This is a genomic window from Streptomyces sp. NPDC001717 (genome assembly GCF_042892775.1).
In the GTDB taxonomy this organism is placed as follows: domain Bacteria; phylum Actinomycetota; class Actinomycetes; order Streptomycetales; family Streptomycetaceae; genus Streptomyces.
This window is the reverse complement of sequence record NZ_JBIAUK010000007.1, coordinates 170,822-187,144: the sequence shown is the minus strand read 5'-3', so window position 1 is coordinate 187,144 and position 16,323 is coordinate 170,822. Positions and strand designations below refer to the sequence as shown.

17 protein-coding genes are annotated in these 16,323 nt (G+C 72.7%); 9 read left to right on the top strand and 8 right to left on the bottom strand.

Annotated features, from left to right (window positions below; translation table 11 throughout):
- Window positions 1-52: 52 nt before the first annotated feature.
- The 3 genes from ACFYZL_RS15480 (at window position 53) to ACFYZL_RS15470 (ending at window position 2,951) form a co-directional block, all read left to right on the top strand.
- The gene (locus ACFYZL_RS15480; RefSeq protein ID WP_384752688.1) at window positions 53-1,459 is read left to right on the top strand and encodes a DUF2252 domain-containing protein; all 1,407 of its coding nucleotides are present in this window, start codon (window positions 53-55) and stop codon (window positions 1,457-1,459) included.
- A 101-nt stretch (window positions 1,460-1,560) separates the two neighbouring features.
- A complete protein-coding gene (locus ACFYZL_RS15475; RefSeq protein WP_384752691.1) occupies window positions 1,561-2,385 on the top strand; it encodes a hypothetical protein in 825 nt (274 codons plus the stop codon).
- Window positions 2,386-2,606: 221 nt separating this feature from the next.
- Window positions 2,607-2,951 carry a rhodanese-like domain-containing protein gene (locus ACFYZL_RS15470; protein WP_384586119.1) on the top strand — a complete coding sequence of 115 codons (345 nt, stop codon included), beginning with the start codon at window positions 2,607-2,609 and terminating at the stop codon, window positions 2,949-2,951.
- A 9-nt stretch (window positions 2,952-2,960) separates the two neighbouring features.
- Here the strand turns inward: ACFYZL_RS15470 and ACFYZL_RS15465 are convergent, their stop codons facing one another.
- The 6 genes from ACFYZL_RS15465 to paaA all read right to left on the bottom strand — a co-directional run bounded on the left by ACFYZL_RS15465 (window position 2,961) and on the right by paaA (window position 7,800).
- Window positions 2,961-4,103: an acyl-CoA dehydrogenase family protein gene (locus ACFYZL_RS15465; protein WP_388679284.1), complete on the bottom strand. Its 1,143-nt coding sequence runs from the start codon at window positions 4,101-4,103 to the stop codon at window positions 2,961-2,963.
- Window positions 4,104-4,203: 100 nt separating this feature from the next.
- Window positions 4,204-5,307 carry a 2Fe-2S iron-sulfur cluster-binding protein gene (locus ACFYZL_RS15460; RefSeq protein WP_384757981.1) on the bottom strand — a complete coding sequence of 368 codons (1,104 nt, stop codon included), beginning with the start codon at window positions 5,305-5,307 and terminating at the stop codon, window positions 4,204-4,206.
- Window positions 5,308-5,796 carry a 1,2-phenylacetyl-CoA epoxidase subunit PaaD gene (gene paaD / locus ACFYZL_RS15455; protein ID WP_384736065.1) on the bottom strand — a complete coding sequence of 163 codons (489 nt, stop codon included), beginning with the start codon at window positions 5,794-5,796 and terminating at the stop codon, window positions 5,308-5,310.
- A 23-nt stretch (window positions 5,797-5,819) separates the two neighbouring features.
- Window positions 5,820-6,524: a 1,2-phenylacetyl-CoA epoxidase subunit PaaC gene (paaC, locus tag ACFYZL_RS15450; protein ID WP_384757997.1), complete on the bottom strand. Its 705-nt coding sequence runs from the start codon at window positions 6,522-6,524 to the stop codon at window positions 5,820-5,822.
- A 17-nt stretch (window positions 6,525-6,541) separates the two neighbouring features.
- Complete coding sequence (gene paaB / locus ACFYZL_RS15445) at window positions 6,542-6,826, bottom strand: 1,2-phenylacetyl-CoA epoxidase subunit PaaB (protein WP_384757985.1); 285 nt, start codon at window positions 6,824-6,826, stop codon at window positions 6,542-6,544.
- Window positions 6,823-7,800, bottom strand: a complete 978-nt coding sequence (gene paaA, locus ACFYZL_RS15440; RefSeq protein WP_384757988.1) for a 1,2-phenylacetyl-CoA epoxidase subunit PaaA — start codon at window positions 7,798-7,800, stop codon at window positions 6,823-6,825. The genes paaB and paaA overlap by 4 nt, the downstream gene beginning before the upstream one ends.
- Before the next feature lie 192 nt (window positions 7,801-7,992).
- Here paaA and ACFYZL_RS15435 point away from each other — a divergent pair, with 192 nt between their 5' ends.
- The 4 genes from ACFYZL_RS15435 to ACFYZL_RS15420 all read left to right on the top strand — a co-directional run bounded on the left by ACFYZL_RS15435 (window position 7,993) and on the right by ACFYZL_RS15420 (window position 11,629).
- Complete coding sequence (locus ACFYZL_RS15435) at window positions 7,993-8,676, top strand: DUF5819 family protein (RefSeq protein WP_384757991.1); 684 nt, start codon at window positions 7,993-7,995, stop codon at window positions 8,674-8,676.
- A complete protein-coding gene (locus ACFYZL_RS15430) occupies window positions 8,664-9,827 on the top strand; it encodes an HTTM domain-containing protein (protein ID WP_388679278.1) in 1,164 nt (387 codons plus the stop codon). Before ACFYZL_RS15435 ends, ACFYZL_RS15430 begins: the two co-directional genes overlap by 13 nt.
- Before the next feature lie 296 nt (window positions 9,828-10,123).
- Complete coding sequence (locus ACFYZL_RS15425; RefSeq protein WP_388679275.1) at window positions 10,124-10,876, top strand: TrmH family RNA methyltransferase; 753 nt, start codon at window positions 10,124-10,126, stop codon at window positions 10,874-10,876.
- Window positions 10,877-10,999: 123 nt separating this feature from the next.
- Window positions 11,000-11,629 (top strand): hypothetical protein, encoded by a 630-nt coding sequence (locus tag ACFYZL_RS15420; protein ID WP_384745956.1) that lies wholly within the window; start codon window positions 11,000-11,002, stop codon window positions 11,627-11,629.
- A 65-nt stretch (window positions 11,630-11,694) separates the two neighbouring features.
- On the opposite strand, the gene paaN is transcribed toward ACFYZL_RS15420, so the two are convergent.
- The gene (gene paaN / locus ACFYZL_RS15415) at window positions 11,695-13,386 is read right to left on the bottom strand and encodes a phenylacetic acid degradation protein PaaN (RefSeq protein WP_384745955.1); all 1,692 of its coding nucleotides are present in this window, start codon (window positions 13,384-13,386) and stop codon (window positions 11,695-11,697) included.
- A 124-nt stretch (window positions 13,387-13,510) separates the two neighbouring features.
- Here paaN and ACFYZL_RS15410 point away from each other — a divergent pair, with 124 nt between their 5' ends.
- Entirely contained in the window at window positions 13,511-15,034 is a 1,524-nt protein-coding gene (locus ACFYZL_RS15410) for a 3-hydroxyacyl-CoA dehydrogenase (protein ID WP_388679271.1), read from the top strand.
- Window positions 15,031-15,618, top strand: coding sequence for a TetR/AcrR family transcriptional regulator (locus tag ACFYZL_RS15405; RefSeq protein WP_384586141.1), 588 nt, complete (start codon window positions 15,031-15,033; stop codon window positions 15,616-15,618). Before ACFYZL_RS15410 ends, ACFYZL_RS15405 begins: the two co-directional genes overlap by 4 nt.
- Window positions 15,619-15,710: 92 nt before the next feature.
- Here the strand turns inward: ACFYZL_RS15405 and ACFYZL_RS15400 are convergent, their stop codons facing one another.
- A complete protein-coding gene (locus ACFYZL_RS15400) occupies window positions 15,711-16,244 on the bottom strand; it encodes an Lrp/AsnC family transcriptional regulator (protein ID WP_384745960.1) in 534 nt (177 codons plus the stop codon).
- Window positions 16,245-16,323 lie beyond the last annotated feature (79 nt).

The following is a 16,323-nucleotide window of genomic DNA, read 5'->3' as shown; positions in this document are numbered from 1 at the left end:
CAGCCCGTTCGGGAAGTGATCAATGCACGGGTGATGGGTGGGGGCGGCGCGAATGGCTGCGGTTTCGACGGTTGCCGGTCAGCGGATACCGGTGGTGGCGGGCTTCGGACCGAAGGTGGCGGCGGGCTCGCCCAAGGAGGAGGGCAAGGCGCTGCGCGGCCGTGTCCCGAGGTCGGCGCACGCCCGCTTCGAGGCTCCCTCCGGGCGGCCGGACGCCGTGCGCGCGGTGGAGGAGTCCAACGCGGGGCGGGTCGCCGAGCTGACCCCGATACGCGTCGGCCGGATGGCCGCGAACCCCTTCGCCTTCCTGCGCGGGGCGGCCGGGCTGATGGCGCACGACCTGTCCGGCGGCGTGGTGACCGGCATAGGCACGCAGCTGTGCGGCGACGCGCACGCGGCGAACTTCGGCCTCTACGGGGACGCGCGCGGACGGCTCGTCATCGACCTGAACGACTTCGACGAGACCGTGTTCGGTCCGTGGGAGTGGGACGTGAAGCGACTGGCGAGCTCGCTGGTGCTGGCCGGGCGCGTGGCCGGCGCGGACGAGGACACCTGCCGGGCGGCCGCGCTGGACGCGGTGGGCGCGTACCGGCGGACCATGCGGCTGCTGGCCAAGCTGCCGGCGCTGGACTCGTGGAACGCCATCGCGGACGAGGAACTCGTCTCGCACACCGATGCCCGTGATCTGCTGGGCACGCTGGAGCGGGTCTCCGAGAAGGCCCGCAACAACACCTCGGCCCGGTTCGCGGCCAAGTCGACGGAGATCGGCCCGGACGGCGGCCGCCGCTTCGTGGACGCGCTGCCCGTGCTGCGCCGGGTCGGGGACGGGGAGGCGGCGGCCGTGGCGGCCTCGCTGGGCCCGTACCTGAGCACGCTCCAGGGGGACCGGCTGCCGCTGCTGGCCCGCTACGCGATCCACGACGTGGCGTTCCGGGTGGTGGGCACCGGGAGCGTGGGCACGCGTTCGTACGTGGTGCTGCTGCTGGACCACCGGGGCGAGCCGCTGGTGCTCCAGGTGAAGGAGGCACGGCCCTCGGTGCTGCTGCCGCACCTGCCGGCCGGTTTCGAGACGGCGCCGGTGGAGCACGAGGGTCGCCGTGTGGTGGCCGGGCAGAAGCGGATGCAGGTGGTCTCCGACATCATGCTCGGCTGGACCACGGTGGAGGGCCGGCCCTTCCAGGTGCGGCAGTTCCGCAACCGCAAGGGCAGTGTGGACCCGGCGGCGCTGGCCGCCGACCAGATCGACGATTACGGGCGGATGACGGGGGCGCTGCTGGCCCGGGCGCACGCGCACAGCGCCGATCCGCGACTGCTGGCCGGGTACTGCGGCAAGAACGACGAGCTGGACGAGGCGATCGCCACCTTCGCGGTGGCCTACGCGGACCGTTCGGAGGCCGACCACGCGGATCTGGTGGCGGCGATCCGGAACGGGCGGATCGCGGCGGAGATGGGCGTCTGACCCGTCGCCCCGGTGCGGGCCCGGCGGGTCCCGGCAGGGTCCCGCGGGCCCGCTGTGGGCGGGGTGGTGTTTCACGTGAAACATCGCCGTAGGCTGGCCGGGTGAGTGAGCACACCGAGCAGTCTGAGCAGACCGCCGACGAGCGGCCCGAGGCGCGGCTGGAGCGGGCCGTGCGGGCCGCCGAGCAGGCGCTGATCGAGTTCGAGATCGCGGTGGAGACCTTCCGGGTGGAGGTGGAGAACTTCTCCCGCCTCCACCACCAGAAGCTCGGCCCGATGTACGCGCGGCTCGACGAACTGGACGCGCTGATCGCCGAGGCGAAGGCCGCCCGCACCGGGGATCCCGAGGATCTGCGGCGGGCGCGGGACGCGCGTTCGCTGGTCATGCCGATGCCGGGTGTGGACGAGCTGTTCCACGACTGGATGGGCTCGGAAGGGATCGCCGACGACGCGGCCGCGATGCTCACCGATCAGCCCGTGCGGCCGCCGCAGCGGGTGCGGCCGACGGAGGAGGTCCGGCGGCTGTACCGCGAGCTGGTCCGTCAGGCCCACCCGGACCTCGCCCAGGACGAGGCCGAGCGGGGACGCCGCGACGCGTTCATCGTCCGGGTCAATGCCGCGTACGCGCGGGGCGAGGAGAAGGTGCTGCGCGAGCTGGCCGAGGAATGGGCGGCCGGGCCCGCGGTCGCGCCGCCCGCTCCGAGCGAGAGCGAGGAGCTGTACGCCCGCCTGGAGTGGCTCGCGCAGCGCAAGGAGCTGCTGGCGTTGGTGGCCAAGGAGCTGGAGGAAGGCGCGATCGGGTCCATGCTGAGGATGGCCCCGGACGACCCGGACCGGCTGCTGGAGGAGATCGCGGAGCAGCTGCTGGCGGAGGTCTCCGAGCGGGAGGCCGAGCTCGCCGCCGAGCTGGCCGCCGCCGCGGGCTGAGCGGGGTCGGTGGGCGGGCCGCCGCGACGTGGGCGGCCCGGGCCGGGCCCGGCTTGCCGGGGCTCCGCCCCGGACCCCACGCATCGAACTCTCCCGGCTACCGCTGGGAGGTGCCCCCTGGCGGGGCTGGATTCGGCCCCTGCCGGATTCGGCGGCGGGGCCGGATGTTCGGGCGGTCGGATAGGTTGGGGAGTCGGATCTGTGATGAGAGAAGGCGACGTATGAACTTCGGACCGCTTCCCTCGGTGGACGCCGGCTCGGTGCCCGCTGAAGGCTTCGTTCTGGACGTCCGTGAGGACGACGAATGGGCGGCCGGGCACGTCGAGGGTGCGCTGCACATCCCGATGAGCGACTTCGTGGCCCGTTTCGGCGAGCTGACGGAGGCCGTCGAGGACGGCCGCCGGGTGCACGTGATGTGCCGGGTGGGCGGGCGTTCCGCTCAGGTCACCCAGTACCTGGTGCGCCAGGAGATCGACGCCGTGAACGTGGACGGTGGCATGCAGGCCTGGGAGCGTGCCGGGCGCCCGATGGTGACGGACAGCGGGAACCCGGCCTTCGTGCTGTAGCGGTTCCCGTCACGCGAGGGGGTGGGCGGCCAGCAGGTCGCCCAGGGCCTCCTCGTGCGCGGCGGCCGGGCCGAGCTGGAGTTCCAGCTGCTTGGCCCACGCGTGGTAGCGGTGCAACGGGTAGTCGGTGTCGGCGCCGAAGCCGCCGTGCAGGTGCTGGGCGGTCTGCACGACCCGGCGTACGCCCTCCGAGGCCCAGATCTTGGCCACCGCGACGTCACCGGAGCTCGGCAGCGGCCCGCCCGCGCCCGCCGTGGCCGCTTCGAGCCGCCAGGCGGCCTGCCAGAGGGTGACCTCCATGGCCCGCAGGTCGATGTAGCGGTCCGCGGCCTGGACGGCGACGGCCTGGAAGGTGGCCACCGGGAAGCCGAACTGCTCGCGCTTGCCGGTGTACTGGCTGGTCATCGCCAGGACGCTTTCGCCGAGTCCGAGCGCGAGGGCGCAGGTCCCGGTGGCCAGGAGCTGACGCAGTGCCTCCCAGGCGCCGGGGGCGTCGATGAGGTGCGTGGCGGCCACCCGTACGCCGTCCAGGGCGAGCTCGGCGTACCGCTCCCCGTTGGTGGAGACCTGCTCGGCGAGTGCGAGGCCGCAGGCGGTGCGGGCGACGAACGCCAGGACGGCGTCCCCTTCGCCGGTGTGGGCCGGTATGGCGATCCAGTCGGCGCTCTGCGCCCAGGGGACGGCGGTCTGGGTGCCGTCCAGGATCCAGTCGGCGCCCTCCCTGCGGGCGGTGACGGCGAGTTCGGCCGGGTCGTGGCCGGAGCGGCCGTGCGCGGCGACGGTCAGGACGAGCGTGCCGTCGCCGGCTCCGGGGAGCAGGGCGGCGGTCAGTTCGGGGCCGCCGTGGGCCTGGACGGCCATGGCGGTGGCGCAGTGCTCCAGCAGCGGCACCCGGGCCAGTACCTTCGCCGCCTCGCGCAGCACCAGGCACAGGGCGATGGCGTCCAGGCCGGCGCCGCCGTGTTCCTCGGCGAGGACCAGGCTCAGCAGGTCGGATCCGGCGAGCCTGGCCCACAGCGGCCGGTCGAAGTCGTCGGCGACGGCCCCGGGGGTGAGGGCGGGGCTGGGCACGCCGTCGGCCGCGACGTCCGCGAACACGGCCCTCGCCGCCTCGACGGCCGCCTGCTGCTCCTCGGTGAAGGTGAAGTCCACTGCCTGTCCTCCCGTGCGCGCACCGGATCCGTTCGGTCTGACGGTGCGTCAAGATAGAACAGGTTCCTGTAATTGCACAGGGGGCCGGGCGTGCGGCGCCTCAGCGGTCGAAGTCGATCTCCACTTCCTCGGTCACCGCGTGCGACTGGCAGGCCAGGACGAAACCGGCCTCCGTCTCCTCGGACTCCAGCGCGAAGTTCCGCTCCATCGTGACCTCGCCCGACACCACGAAGGCCCGGCAGGTGCCGCAGACTCCGCCCTTGCAGGCGTACGGGGCGTCCGCGCGGTTGCGGAGCACCGCGTCGAGGAGGGATTCGCCGTCCTGCACCGGCCAGGTGCCGGAGCGGCCGTCGAGCCGGGCGGTGACCCGCACGTGGGAGGCGGTCGTCGGGGCCGCCGTGCGGACCGGGCCGGCGGTGTCCTCGACGTGGAAGATCTCCTCGTGAACCCGGGTCCGGGCGACGCCGAGCGCGGCCAGGGCCCGCTCCGCGCCCTGCACCAGCCCGTACGGGCCGCACAGGAACCAGCCCGTCACCTCGGCCACCGGCAGCAGCGCGGGCAGCAGGCCGGTCAGGCGCTCCTCGTCGAGCCGGCCCGTCGGCAGCCCGGCCTCCTGCTCCTCGCGGGAGAGGACCGTGACGAGCTGGAACCGGGAGGGGTAGCGGTCCTTGAGGTCGGCGACCTCCTCCAGGAACATCGTCGACGCCGCGGTGCGGTCGCTGCGGAAGAGGCAGAAACGGGCGTCGGGCCGCGCGGCCAGCAGCGAGGCGGCGATCGACAGCACCGGCGTGATGCCGCTGCCGCCCACGATCGCCGCGTAGTGCCCCGCGGCCGGGGCCGCTGCCGGGTCCAGCACGAACCGGCCGGCCGGGACCATCACGTCCAGCACGTCCCCGGCGGCGATCTCCTTGTGCGCGAACGTGGAGAACTCGCCGCCCTCCACCAGCCGCACCCCGACCCGGAGCAGCTCCGGGCCCGGGCCGTCCGGCGCCGGGGCGGGGGAGCAGATCGAGTAGGTGCGCCGGACCTCGGTGCCGCCCTCGGGGGCGGTGCGGCGCAGGGTCAGGTGCTGGCCGGGGGCGTGCCGGTAGTCCTCGCGCAGTTCTCCGGGGACCCGCAGGGTCAGGGCCACCGAGTCGTCGGTGAGCCGGTCGACTGCCGCCACCGTCAGCGGGTGGAACGCGCCGTGGCGGGGTGCGGCCATCTACAGCTCCTTGAAGTGGTCGAACGGTTCGCGGCAGGCGACGCAGCGGCGCAGCGCCTTGCACGCGGTGGAGGAGAACCGGCTGAGCAGTTCGGTGTCGGTCGATCCGCAGTTGGGGCAGCGGACGGACAGGGTGAGCGGGACCGGCCCCCCGGCCGCGTGCGGCCGGGGCGGGGCGATGCCGAACTCGGCGAGCTTGCGGCGGCCCTCGGCGCTGATGTCGTCGGTGGACCAGGCGGGGGACAGCACTGTGGTCACCCGCACCTCGGGTATGCCGTGACCGGTCAGGGCCCGCTCGATGTCGGCGGACATGGCCTCGATGGCCGGGCAGCCGGTGTAGGTGGGGGTGAGGGTGACCTCGGCGTGGCCGTCCTCGTGCATCCGCACGCCGCGCACCACGCCGAGTTCCCCGAGGGTGAGCACGGGCAGCTCCGGGTCCGGCACGGATCCGGCCAGGGCGGCCAGCTCGGCCTCCAGGCGGCTCGTCACGGTGCCGGTCCCGGTGCCCGCCGTCACCACGACGCCCCCGGATGGCTGCGGTGCAGATGCTGCATCTCGGCGAGCATCCGGCCGAACGGCTCGGTGTGCAGGCCCTGGCGTCCGGCGCCGGCAGCCCAGGCCCCGGTGCGCGGCCCCTCGGGCAGGGCGAGCCCGGCCCGCTCCACCACGTCGCCGACCGCGGCGAGCCAGCGCTGCTCCAGCGCGGCCCAGTCCACGCCGTCGAGCCCTTCCACCGGCTCGAACATCTCCCCGGTGAACTTCCACAGCGCGTCCAGCGCGGCCTGCATGCGGGCGTGGCTCTCCTCGGTGCCGTCACCGAGGCGCAGGGTCCACTGCTCGGCGTGGTCCCGGTGGTACGCGGTCTCCTTGACGGCCTTGGCCGCGAGCGGCGCGAACGGGCCGTCCCCGCGCGCCAGTTCCCCGTACAGCTCGTGCTGGTGGAAGGAGAAGAAGAGCTGGCGGGCGATGGTGTGCGCGAAGTCTCCGTTGGGCTGCTCGACCAGCTGGAGGTTGCGGAAGGCCCGCTCCTCGCGCAGGAACGCCAGCTCGTCCTCGTCGCCCGCCATGGAGAGCAGGATGCGGGCCTGGCCCAGCAGGTCGAGGGCGATGTTGGCGAGCGCGACCTCCTCCTCCAGGACGGGGGCGTGCCCGGCCCATTCGCCGAGGCGGTGGGAGAGGATCAGCGCGTCGTCGCCGAGGGCGAGCGCGGCCGACATCGTGACATCGGTGCCGATCACAGGTGGCTCACCCCCTCCGGGATGTCGTAGAAGGTGGGGTGGCGGTACGGCTTGTCGGCGGACGGCGCGAAGAAGGGGTCGCGCTCGTCGGGCGAGGAGGCGGTTATCTCCGTGGAGGGCACCACCCAGATGGAGACGCCTTCGCTGCGCCGGGTGTACAGGTCGCGGGCGTTGCGCAGGGCCATTTCCGCGTCGGGGGCGTGCAGGCTTCCGGCGTGCGTGTGCGAGAGGCCGCGGCGCGAGCGCACGAACACCTCCCACAGGGGCCAGTTCTGCGTCATACCCGTGCCTCCACGTCGTTCTGTGCGTTCCGTGCGTTCTCTGCGACGGTCTTCGCCGTCTGCTTGTCCGCGTACGCCGCGGCGGCGTCGCGCACCCAGGCGCCTTCCTCGTGGGCCGCGCGCCGCTGTCCGAGCCGCTGCTCGTTGCAGGGGCCGTTGCCCTTGAGGACGTCCCAGAACTCGGCCCAGTCGATGGCGCCGAAGTCGTGGTGCCCGCGCTCCTCGTTCCACTTGAGGTCCGGGTCGGGCAGGGTCAGGCCCAGGGCCTCCGCCTGCGGGACGGCGATGTCGACGAACCGCTGGCGCAGCTCGTCATTGGAGTGCCGCTTGATCCGCCAGGCCATCGACTGCGCCGAGTGCGAGGACTCGTCGTCGGGCGGGCCGAACATCATCAGCGACGGCCACCACCAGCGGTTCACGGCGTCCTGCGCCATCGCGTGCTGGGCCTCGGTGCCCTTGGACAGGGCCATCAGCAGCTCGAAGCCCTGGCGCTGGTGGAAGGACTCCTCCTTGCAGATCCGGACCATGGCGCGGGCGTAGGGCCCGTACGAGCAGCGGCAGATCGGAACCTGGTTGGTGATCGCCGCACCGTCCACGAGCCAGCCGATGGCGCCGACGTCCGCCCAGGTCAGGGTGGGGTAGTTGAAGATCGAGGAGTACTTCTGCTTGCCCTCGTGGAGCATGTCGAGCAGCTCGTCGCGGCTGGTGCCGAGGGTTTCGGCGGCGCTGTAGAGGTACAGCCCGTGGCCGGCCTCGTCCTGGACCTTGGCCATCAGGATGGCCTTGCGGCGCAGCGAGGGGGCGCGGGTGATCCAGTTCGCCTCGGGCTGCATGCCGATGATCTCGGAGTGGGCGTGCTGCGCCATCTGGCGGACCAGGGTCTTGCGGTACGCCTCCGGCATCCAGTCGCGCGGTTCCACGCGCTCTTCCGCCGCCACGGCCGCGTCGAACGCCGCCGCGAGCTGCGCGGTCATGCCCGGATCTGTTTCCGGGGTCACTGCCACCATCCCGGCCCCTCGTCAGTGTCTGTCCTGCCAGTGCCTACCGCCCGACCGACCGATCGTTCGGTTCATCCTCTTCAATGGTGAGACGGCGGCCCGTAGGGTGTCAACCTCTGTGGTCAACCTCTGTGGCCGGCGCTGTGGACGCCGGACGATCGGGGCGGGATGGATTCGTACGAGCACGAGAGCGCCGGAGGGGCCGCCGAGCCACCCGCTCCGGCGCCCCCGCGGGCACCGGGGATCGCCGGTCTGTCCCCCCGCTTCCGTGTCGTCGCCGCCCTCGCGCTGGGGGTCGTCGCGGTGGCCGCCTGCGCGCACCTCGCACTGGTCTTCCTGCACGTCGCCCCGTCCAACACGCTGAGCAAGCGGCACGCCAAGACGATCGACGCGTGGATCTATCCCGAGTTCGAGCAGAACTGGAAGCTCTTCGCGCCCAACCCGCTCCAGCAGAACATCGCCGTGCAGGTGCGCGCCCAGGTGCGCACCTCCGGCGGCGAGCTGGTCACCACCGACTGGCGCGACCTGAGCGCCGAGGACGGCGCGGCCATCCGGCACAGCCTGCTGCCGAGCCACACCGAGCAGAACGAGCTGCGCAGGGCCTGGGACTTCTTCACCGGTTCCCACGACGACGACAACCGGCCGAACGGGGAGCGCGGCGAGCTGTCCGAGCAGTACCTGCGGCGGATCGCGCTGGATCGGCTGACGCCGCAGCTCGTGGACCGCGACGGCGGGCGCCTGCTGCGGGTCCAGATGCGCTCGGCGACGACGGCGGTGGCCGCGCCCGAGTGGAGCGACGAGACCACCGACACCCAGACGTACTACCGGGAGCTGCCGTGGTGGACCGTGTGAGATCCGGTCTGGCGAGGGGGCTGGAGCAGGTCACCGGGCGGGCGCTGGGTCCCTACCAGAGCGCCGTCGTACGCATCGGTTTCGCCGGGACGTGGCTCTTCTTCCTGCTTCGGGAGTTCCCGAACCGGGGCGAGCTCTACGGGCCGGACGGGCCGTGGAGCTGGTCGCTCGCGGAGCGGCTGACGGCCTCCAACGGGGCGTTCAGCGTGCTGATGTGGTCCGGCTCGGCGGTGTGGTTCGAGATCGTCTACGCGGTCGCGGTGCTGGCGAGCGCGGGGTTGCTGCTGGGCTGGCGGACCAGGGCCACCTCCGTGGTGTTCATGGTCGGCGTGCTGTCGCTGCAGAACCGCAGCGTCTTCATGGGCGACGGCGGGGACAACGTCGTCCACCTGATGGCGATCTACCTGGTGCTGACCCGGTGCGCGCAGGTGTGGTCGCTGGACGCGCGGCGGGCCCGCAGGCGCGGCTCGGCGACGGCGGGCGCGGCCGGGCCGGTGCTGTGGGCCGTGCTGGGTGTCGTGTACGCGTACGGGGCGGTGACCGGCCGGTTCAGTGCCGGCTGGTTGGCGGCGTTCGCGGCGGTGTGGGTGATGTGCGGGCTGTGGTGGCTGGTGGACCGCCACGACCCGGAGGGGGAGGGGCAGGCCGTCCTGGACGTCCTGGCCAACCTGCTGCACAACGCGGGGATGCTGGTGATCATGGCGGAGGTCTGCCTGATCTACGCGACGGCGGGCTGGTACAAGATCCAGGGCTCGCGGTGGCAGGACGGCACGGCCCTGTACTACCCGCTGGGGCTGGACTACTTCACGCCGTGGCCGGGGCTGTCGGGACTGCTGGCGGGCAGCGGGACGATGGTGATGCTGCTGACGTACGGGACGGTGGCGGCGCAGGTGGCGTTCCCGTTCACGCTGTTCAACCGGCGGATCAAGAACGTGCTGCTCGGCGTGATGATGCTGGAGCATGCGGGGATCGCGGTGCTGTTGGGGCTGCCGTTCTTTTCGTTGGCGATGATCGCCGCCGATGCGGTGTTCCTGCCGACCGGGTTCCTGGTGTGGGTGGGGGCGCGGGTCGCCGTGCGGCGGCGTGCCTCGGCCGAGCCGGAGCGGGCGCTCGCTCCCGCGGAGCCGGCCCCGAGCACGACCGGCGGCTGAGCCGGCCCGTTCCCTGCGGGGCCGTGTCCCCTACCCGCCCTTCCACCGTTCCCCGGGCTCTGCCCGGACCCGTTCCGGGCGCTGCGCGCCCGTGCGCTCAAACGCCGCGCGGGCTGGAATCGCCCTGCGGGCAATCCAGCCCCGCCGGCGTTTGAGGCGCGGGGTCCGGGGCGGAGCCCCGGGGAACGGTGGAAGGGCCGGGTAGGGGATGGCCCCGCCAGCCCGGCGGCCCTCGCGGCGGCCGACAGGGCGACCGCGCGGCGGGAAGGGGCGGGCCTGGCCTTAGGGTCACGGGTATGAGCGATGGGCAGGGCAGCGGTGTGGTCGGGCGGGAGTGGCGGGAGGCCGCCTTGGACGACGGGCTCGTGTTGCTCGACGGGTTCCACGCCCTGAAGCACGCCCTGCGGTTCGGCGCCGACGTGCGGATGGTCGTCGCCGACGACCCGGACGCCGTACGGGCACTGGCCCGCGAGCTGGCTCCGGACGTCGATGAGGACGTGGCACGGCTCGTGCGCAGGGCCGACCTCAAGGTGCTGCTGCCCCGCGTGCACCCCACCGGGGTCGCCGCGCTCGCGCGGCGGCCCGACCGGGCGCAGGGCCTCGCCGGGCTCGGCCGGCTGCCGCGGCCCGCCCCGGTCGTCGTGCTCGACAACCCGCGCAACCTCGGCAACGTCGGCGCGGTCGTCCGCCTCGCCGCCGGTTTCGGCGCCACCGGCGTCGTGACCCGCGGCGACCTCGACCCCTGGCACCCGAACGTGGTCCGGGCCGGCGCCGGACTGCACTACGCCACCACCGTGGAGCGGATCACGCTGGACACGCTGCCGCCCGGGCCGCTCTACGCGCTCGACCCGGAGGGCGAGGACATCCGTTCCCTCACCCTCCCCGACGACGCCCTCCTCGCCTTCGGGTCGGAACGCCACGGCATCTCGCCCGAGCTGCGCGCCCGCGCCGATCACCTGGTGTCCCTGCCGATGCGGCCGCAGGTCTCCAGCTACAACCTGGCGACGAGCGTCGCGATGACCCTGTTCCACTGGGGCGGTCCCCGCTAGGTCGTTCGGAAAGCCGTTCGACATATCGGTCGGTAGTTCGTTCAGTGGACATTCAGGGGACGTCCACGGCTTCCCCGCATCGTGGTCGTGTCGTGAAGCCGCCGTCCGCGAGGGGGACCCGCCATGGCCACCGCAACGATCACCGGGAACGTCGTCAACGTCGATGTGGAGGGAACCTGGCCGCTGCGGCTGGGCATGTCCCTGCAGCGCCACTCCTACCGTCACTGCGGCAGCAGCCCGGCCGCCGTGGCGCTCAACAGCCTCTTCCACGCGTCGGTCGCCGACGCGACGATCCTCGCCGAGGCCGTGGAGGTCGGCGAGTTCGTCGAAGGGCTGCTGCGCAAGTCGAGCGGCAGGTGGGCGGAACTGTTCGGCAAGGACCTGACGGTCCGGTCCGGCCGCACCTATCTGGTCGACAACAGCGCCCTCAACCCCAACGGCTCGCCCAACCACTTCTTCATCACGGGCGGCACCGGGGTCTGGGCGAGGATCTCCCAGGCCGACTACCTGGCCGCCCGGGACCTGCGCCGCGTCGAGGACGAGATCTCCGCCCGCCGGCTGCGGGGTGACACCTACGACTACGTGGACCCGAAGGCGCTCCACGCGAAGTCGCGGGAGGAGGGTGGCGCCGACAACCCGGTGGTGCGGGCCGTGAACGCGGCGCGCGTCAGTCTCGCGGCGGGCTCCCGCGACCAGGCGCCGCTGATCGCTGCGTCGGGCCGCGCGGACCTGGTCGCCCTCGTCCGCGGCTGAGCGCGGCAACCTGTTTCCGGGTCCCGGGCCGTGCCGGTCGCACGGCCCGGGATGCCGGGCGGGCCTCAGGCCTGGCGGCGGACCTCCACCACGCGGAAGCGGTTGGAGACGAACGCGCCGTCGCAGAGCGCCGCGTTGGCCGCCGGGTTGCCGCCCGAGCCGTGGAAGTCCGAGAAGGCCGCGGTCTGGTTGACGTAGACCCCGCCGGTCAGGTTCAGCGAGAGCTGCGCGGACTCCTCCAGGCAGACCTCCTCGATCGCCCGCTCGGTGTCCGCGGAGGTGGTGTAGGCGCCGACGGTCATGGCGCCCTTCTCCCGGACCGTACGGCGCAGCAGGTCGAGCGCGTCCGCCGTGGAGTCCACCGCGACCGCGAAGGAGACCGGGCCGAAGCACTCCGAGAGGTACGGCGCCTCCGGATCGGGCTTGGAGGCGTCCAGCTTGACCATCACCGGGGTGCGGACCACGGCGCCCGGGAACTCGGGGTTGGTGACCTCGCGGGAGGGCAGCGCGACCTCGCCGAGGGAGGCCGCGGCCTCCAGGCGGGCCTTGACGTCCGGGTTGACCAGCGCGCCGAGCAGCGCGTTGGCCCGGGCGTCGTCGCCCAGCAGGCCGCCGACGGAGGCCGCGAGGTCGGCGACGACCTCGTCGTACGTCTTGTGGCCGGCGTCGGTGTCGATGCCGTCGCGCGGGATCAGCAGGTTCTGCGGGGTGGTGCACATCTGGCCGCTGTACAGGGACAGCGCGAAGGCCAGGTTGGACAGCATGCCCTTGTAGTTGTCGGTCGAGTCGATGACGACGGTGTTGACGCCCGCCTTCTCGGTGTAGACCTGCGCCTGACGGGCGTTGGCCTCCAGCCAGTCGCCGAACTCCGTCGAGCCCGTGTAGTCGATCAGCTTGATCTCGGGGCGGACGGCCAGGGTCTTGGCGATGCCCTCGCCCGGGCGCTCGACGGCGAGCGCGACCAGGTTCGGGTCGAAGCCGTTCTCGGCGAGGACCTCGCGGGCCACCTTGACGGTGAGGGCCAGCGGGAGGACGGCGCGCGGGTGCGGCTTGACCAGCACCGCGTTGCCCGTGGCCAGGGAGGCGAACAGGCCCGGGTAGCCGTTCCAGGTCGGGAAGGTGTTGCAGCCGATCATCAGGGAGATGCCCCGGGGGACCGCGGTGAAGGTCTTGCCGAGCTCCAGCGGCTCCTTCTTGCCCTGCGGCTTCGACCAGTCGGCCTGCGCGGGGACCCGCATCTGCTCCTCGTACGCGTAGGCCACCGCCTCCAGGCCGCGGTCCTGCGCGTGGGGGCCGCCCGCCTGGAAGGCCATCATGAAGGCCTGGCCGCTGGTGTGCATGACCGCGTGCGCGAATTCGTGCGTACGGGCGGAGATGCGCGACAGGATCTCGATGCAGACCAGGGCACGGGCCTCGGGGCCCGCGTCGCGCCAGGCGCCCATGCCGGCCTTCATCGCGGGCAGCAGTACGTCGATGTCCGCGTGCGGGTACTCCACGCCGAGCTCCGGGCCGTACGGGGACACCTCGCCCCCGGTCCAGCCGTCGGTGCCGGGCTGGTCCAGCTCGAACCGGGTGCCGCTCAGCGCCTGGAACGCGGCGAGCCCGTCGGCGGGGGCCGTTTCGCCGTACGCCTTGGGGTGCTCGGGGTGCGGGGACCAGTAGGCGCGGCTGCGGATCGCGGACAGGGCCTGGTCCAGGGTGGGCCGGTGCCGTTCGGAGAGCGCGGACAGCTGGGGGACGGTGAGCTCGGCGGCCATCAGGGACCAACTCCTCGTTGAGCCGGGCGAAGGTGAGCAGACTGGAGTTAGAGTAACCGAACGATCGGTCGGGACAAGAGGGCCCGGCAGACCTGTGGATAAGTCGGTGCGGGAGGATCAGGACATGACAGCAATCGAGCGGTCCCGCACAGTGGCGGTCATCGGCGCGGGAACCATGGGGCAGGGCATCGCCCAGGTCGCCCTTCTCGCAGGTCACCGCGTGCTGATCCACGACATCGACGCCGCGCTCTCCGCCGACGGCGTCTCCATGGTGCAGGACCGTGTCGAGCGGATGGCCGCGAAGGGCCGCCTCGACCGTGCCGAGGCCGAGGACGCGGTCGGCCGAATCGATTCGGCCGGCTCCCTCGCGGACCTCGCCGACGCCGCCCTCGTCATCGAGGCGATCGTCGAGAACGTCGCCGTCAAGAACGCGCTGTTCAAGGCCCTCGAAGAGGTGGTTTCGCCGGACGCGCTGCTGGCCACCAACACCTCCTCCCTCTCCGTCACCGAGCTCGCCGCCGGACTCGCGCACCCCGGCCGCTTCCTCGGCCTGCACTTCTTCAACCCGGCCCCGCTGCTCCCGCTCGTCGAGGTCGTCAGCGGTTTCGCGACCGACCCGGCCGCCGCCGAGCGTGCGTACCGCACGGTCCTCGGCTGGGGGAAAACCCCGGTCCGCTGCGCCGACACCCCCGGATTCATCGTCAACCGGATCGCCCGCCCCTTCTACGCCGAGGCCTTCGCGGTCTACGAGGAGCAGGGCGCCGACCCGGCCACCATCGACGCCGTGCTCCGCGAGAGCGGCGGCTTCAAGATGGGCCCGTTCCAGCTCACCGACCTGATCGGCCAGGACGTCAACGAGGCCGTGACCCGCTCGGTGTGGGAGTCCTTCTTCCGCAGCCCCAAGTTCACCCCGTCCCTCGCGCAGCGCCGGCTGGTCCAGTCGGGCCGCCTCGGCCGCAAGTCGGGGCACGGCTGGTACCCCTACGGCCCGGACGCCCAGGTCCCCGGCCCGCACACGGCCGGTCCCGAGGACGCCCCGGAGAAGGTCACCGTCGTCGGCGACCTCGGCCCCGCGGCGGAGCTCGCCGAGCTCATGGAGGAGGCCGGGATCGCGGTCGAGGCCACCCCGGCGGGCGGCCCGTACATCCAGCTGCCCGGCGACGGCCAGCTGGTCCTCGCCGACGGGAAGACCTCCGTGGAGTTCACGGACGTCGTCTACTTCGACCTCGCGCTCGACTACCGGGGCGCCACCCGGATCGCGCTCTCCGCCGGCACCGACACGAGCGAGCGGACCCTCGCCGAGGCGATCGGCCTCTTCCAGAAGCTCGGCAAGCAGGTCTCCGTCATCGGCGACGTCCCCGGCATGATCGTCGCCCGGACCGTCGCGATGCTGATCGACCTCACGGCCGACGCCGTCGCGCGCGGGGTCGCCTCCGCCGAGGACATCGACACGGCGATGCGGCTCGGGGTCAACTATCCGGTGGGCCCGTCCGAATGGCACGACCGCCTCGGCCGGGACTGGGCGTACGACCTGCTGCACCACCTGGACGAGCGCTGTCCCGGCGGCCGGTACGCGCCCTCGCTCGCGCTGTTCAAGCTGGGCTACGAGGCGGACGAGGACGAGGACGACACGGGGGAGACGGAATGACCACGGCCAAGCGGGACACCTACACGCCCGAGACCCTGCTGTCCGTCGCCGTCCAGGTCTTCAACGAGCGGGGCTACGACGGCACCTCGATGGAGCACCTCTCCAAGGCCGCCGGCATCTCCAAGTCCTCGATCTACCACCACGTCACGGGCAAGGAGGAGCTGCTGCGCCGCGCCGTCAGCCGCGCCCTCGACGGCCTCTTCGGGATCCTGGAGGAGCCGGGCGCCACGCGGGGCCGGGCCGTCGAGCGCGTCGAGTACGTCACGCGCCGCACGGTCGAGGTGCTGGTCTCGGAGCTGCCGTACGTGACGCTGCTGTTGCGCGTGCGCGGCAACACCCGCACCGAGCGCTGGGCGCTGGAGCGCCGCCGCGAGTTCGACCACCAGGTGGCGGACCTCCTCAAGGCCGCCGCGGCCGAGGGCGACCTGCGGGCGGACGTTGACATCCGGCTCGCCACCAGGCTGCTCTTCGGCATGGTGAACTCCCTGGTCGAGTGGTACCGCCCGCACCCGGGCACCAGCCACGCCCAGCTCGCCGACGCGGTGGTCCACATGGCCTTCGACGGGCTGCGCACGGCCCGCTGAGCGACCCGGCCCGGGTGCACCCGGGCCGGGCGCACCCGAGCCGGGCGCACCCGGGCCGGGCGCACCCGGAGGGGGTGCGCCGCCCGGACGGGCTATTCCTCCGAGATCGTCGGGGGCGCCGGCCGGCCCGGGCCGGGGTCCAGGAGATCCGTTTCCTCGAACACCAGCAGGGTCCGCGTCGAGAGCACCTCCGGGATGGCCTGGAGACGGGTCAGGACCAGCTCGCGCAGGGTCCGGTTGTCCGGGGTGTGGACCAGCAGGAGGACGTCGAAGTCGCCGCTGACCAGGGCGATGTGAGCGGCGCCCGGAAGCTCGCGGAGCTGCTCGCGCACGGTACGCCAGGAGTTCTGGACGATCTTCAGCGTGATGTAGGCCGAGGCGCCCTGGCCTGCCCGTTCGTGGTTGACGCGGGCCGTGAACCCGCGGATCACCCCGTCGTCGATGAGCCGGTTGATACGGGCGTAGGCGTTCGCGCGCGAGACGTGCACCTGTTCGGCCACGGACCGTATCGACGTGCGGCCGTCCGCCTGGAGCAGTCTGATGATCGATCTGTCGATCGGGTCCAGGGGTCGGGGCGCTGCCGGGGTGCCTCCCGCCGGCGCCGGTGTGGGACCCGCTCCGGCCATTTGTTCATCCGGCATTGCCCGATGCCTCCCTCTCCTGGACGTCCTGCATCCATCCCAGAGCCCCGGCGCCCGTTTGTCC

Excerpts from the sequence above, each read along its gene's own strand:
- ACFYZL_RS15480 (WP_384752688.1), top strand. The coding sequence starts at position 53 with ATGGCTGCGGTTTCGACGGTTGCCGGTCAGCGGATACCGGTGGTGGCG.
- ACFYZL_RS15470 (WP_384586119.1), top strand. The coding sequence starts at position 2,607 with ATGAACTTCGGACCGCTTCCCTCGGTGGACGCCGGCTCGGTGCCCGCT.
- ACFYZL_RS15460 (WP_384757981.1), bottom strand. The coding sequence starts at position 5,307 with ATGGCCGCACCCCGCCACGGCGCGTTCCACCCGCTGACGGTGGCGGCA.
- paaC (WP_384757997.1), bottom strand. The coding sequence starts at position 6,524 with ATGTCGGCCGCGCTCGCCCTCGGCGACGACGCGCTGATCCTCTCCCAC.
- paaB (WP_384757985.1), bottom strand. The coding sequence starts at position 6,826 with ATGACGCAGAACTGGCCCCTGTGGGAGGTGTTCGTGCGCTCGCGCCGC.
- paaA (WP_384757988.1), bottom strand. The coding sequence starts at position 7,800 with ATGACCGCGCAGCTCGCGGCGGCGTTCGACGCGGCCGTGGCGGCGGAA.
- ACFYZL_RS15435 (WP_384757991.1), top strand. The coding sequence starts at position 7,993 with ATGGATTCGTACGAGCACGAGAGCGCCGGAGGGGCCGCCGAGCCACCC.
- ACFYZL_RS15425 (WP_388679275.1), top strand. The coding sequence starts at position 10,124 with ATGAGCGATGGGCAGGGCAGCGGTGTGGTCGGGCGGGAGTGGCGGGAG.
- ACFYZL_RS15420 (WP_384745956.1), top strand. The coding sequence starts at position 11,000 with ATGGCCACCGCAACGATCACCGGGAACGTCGTCAACGTCGATGTGGAG.
- paaN (WP_384745955.1), bottom strand. The coding sequence starts at position 13,386 with ATGGCCGCCGAGCTCACCGTCCCCCAGCTGTCCGCGCTCTCCGAACGG.
- ACFYZL_RS15410 (WP_388679271.1), top strand. The coding sequence starts at position 13,511 with ATGACAGCAATCGAGCGGTCCCGCACAGTGGCGGTCATCGGCGCGGGA.
- ACFYZL_RS15405 (WP_384586141.1), top strand. The coding sequence starts at position 15,031 with ATGACCACGGCCAAGCGGGACACCTACACGCCCGAGACCCTGCTGTCC.
- ACFYZL_RS15400 (WP_384745960.1), bottom strand. The coding sequence starts at position 16,244 with ATGGCCGGAGCGGGTCCCACACCGGCGCCGGCGGGAGGCACCCCGGCA.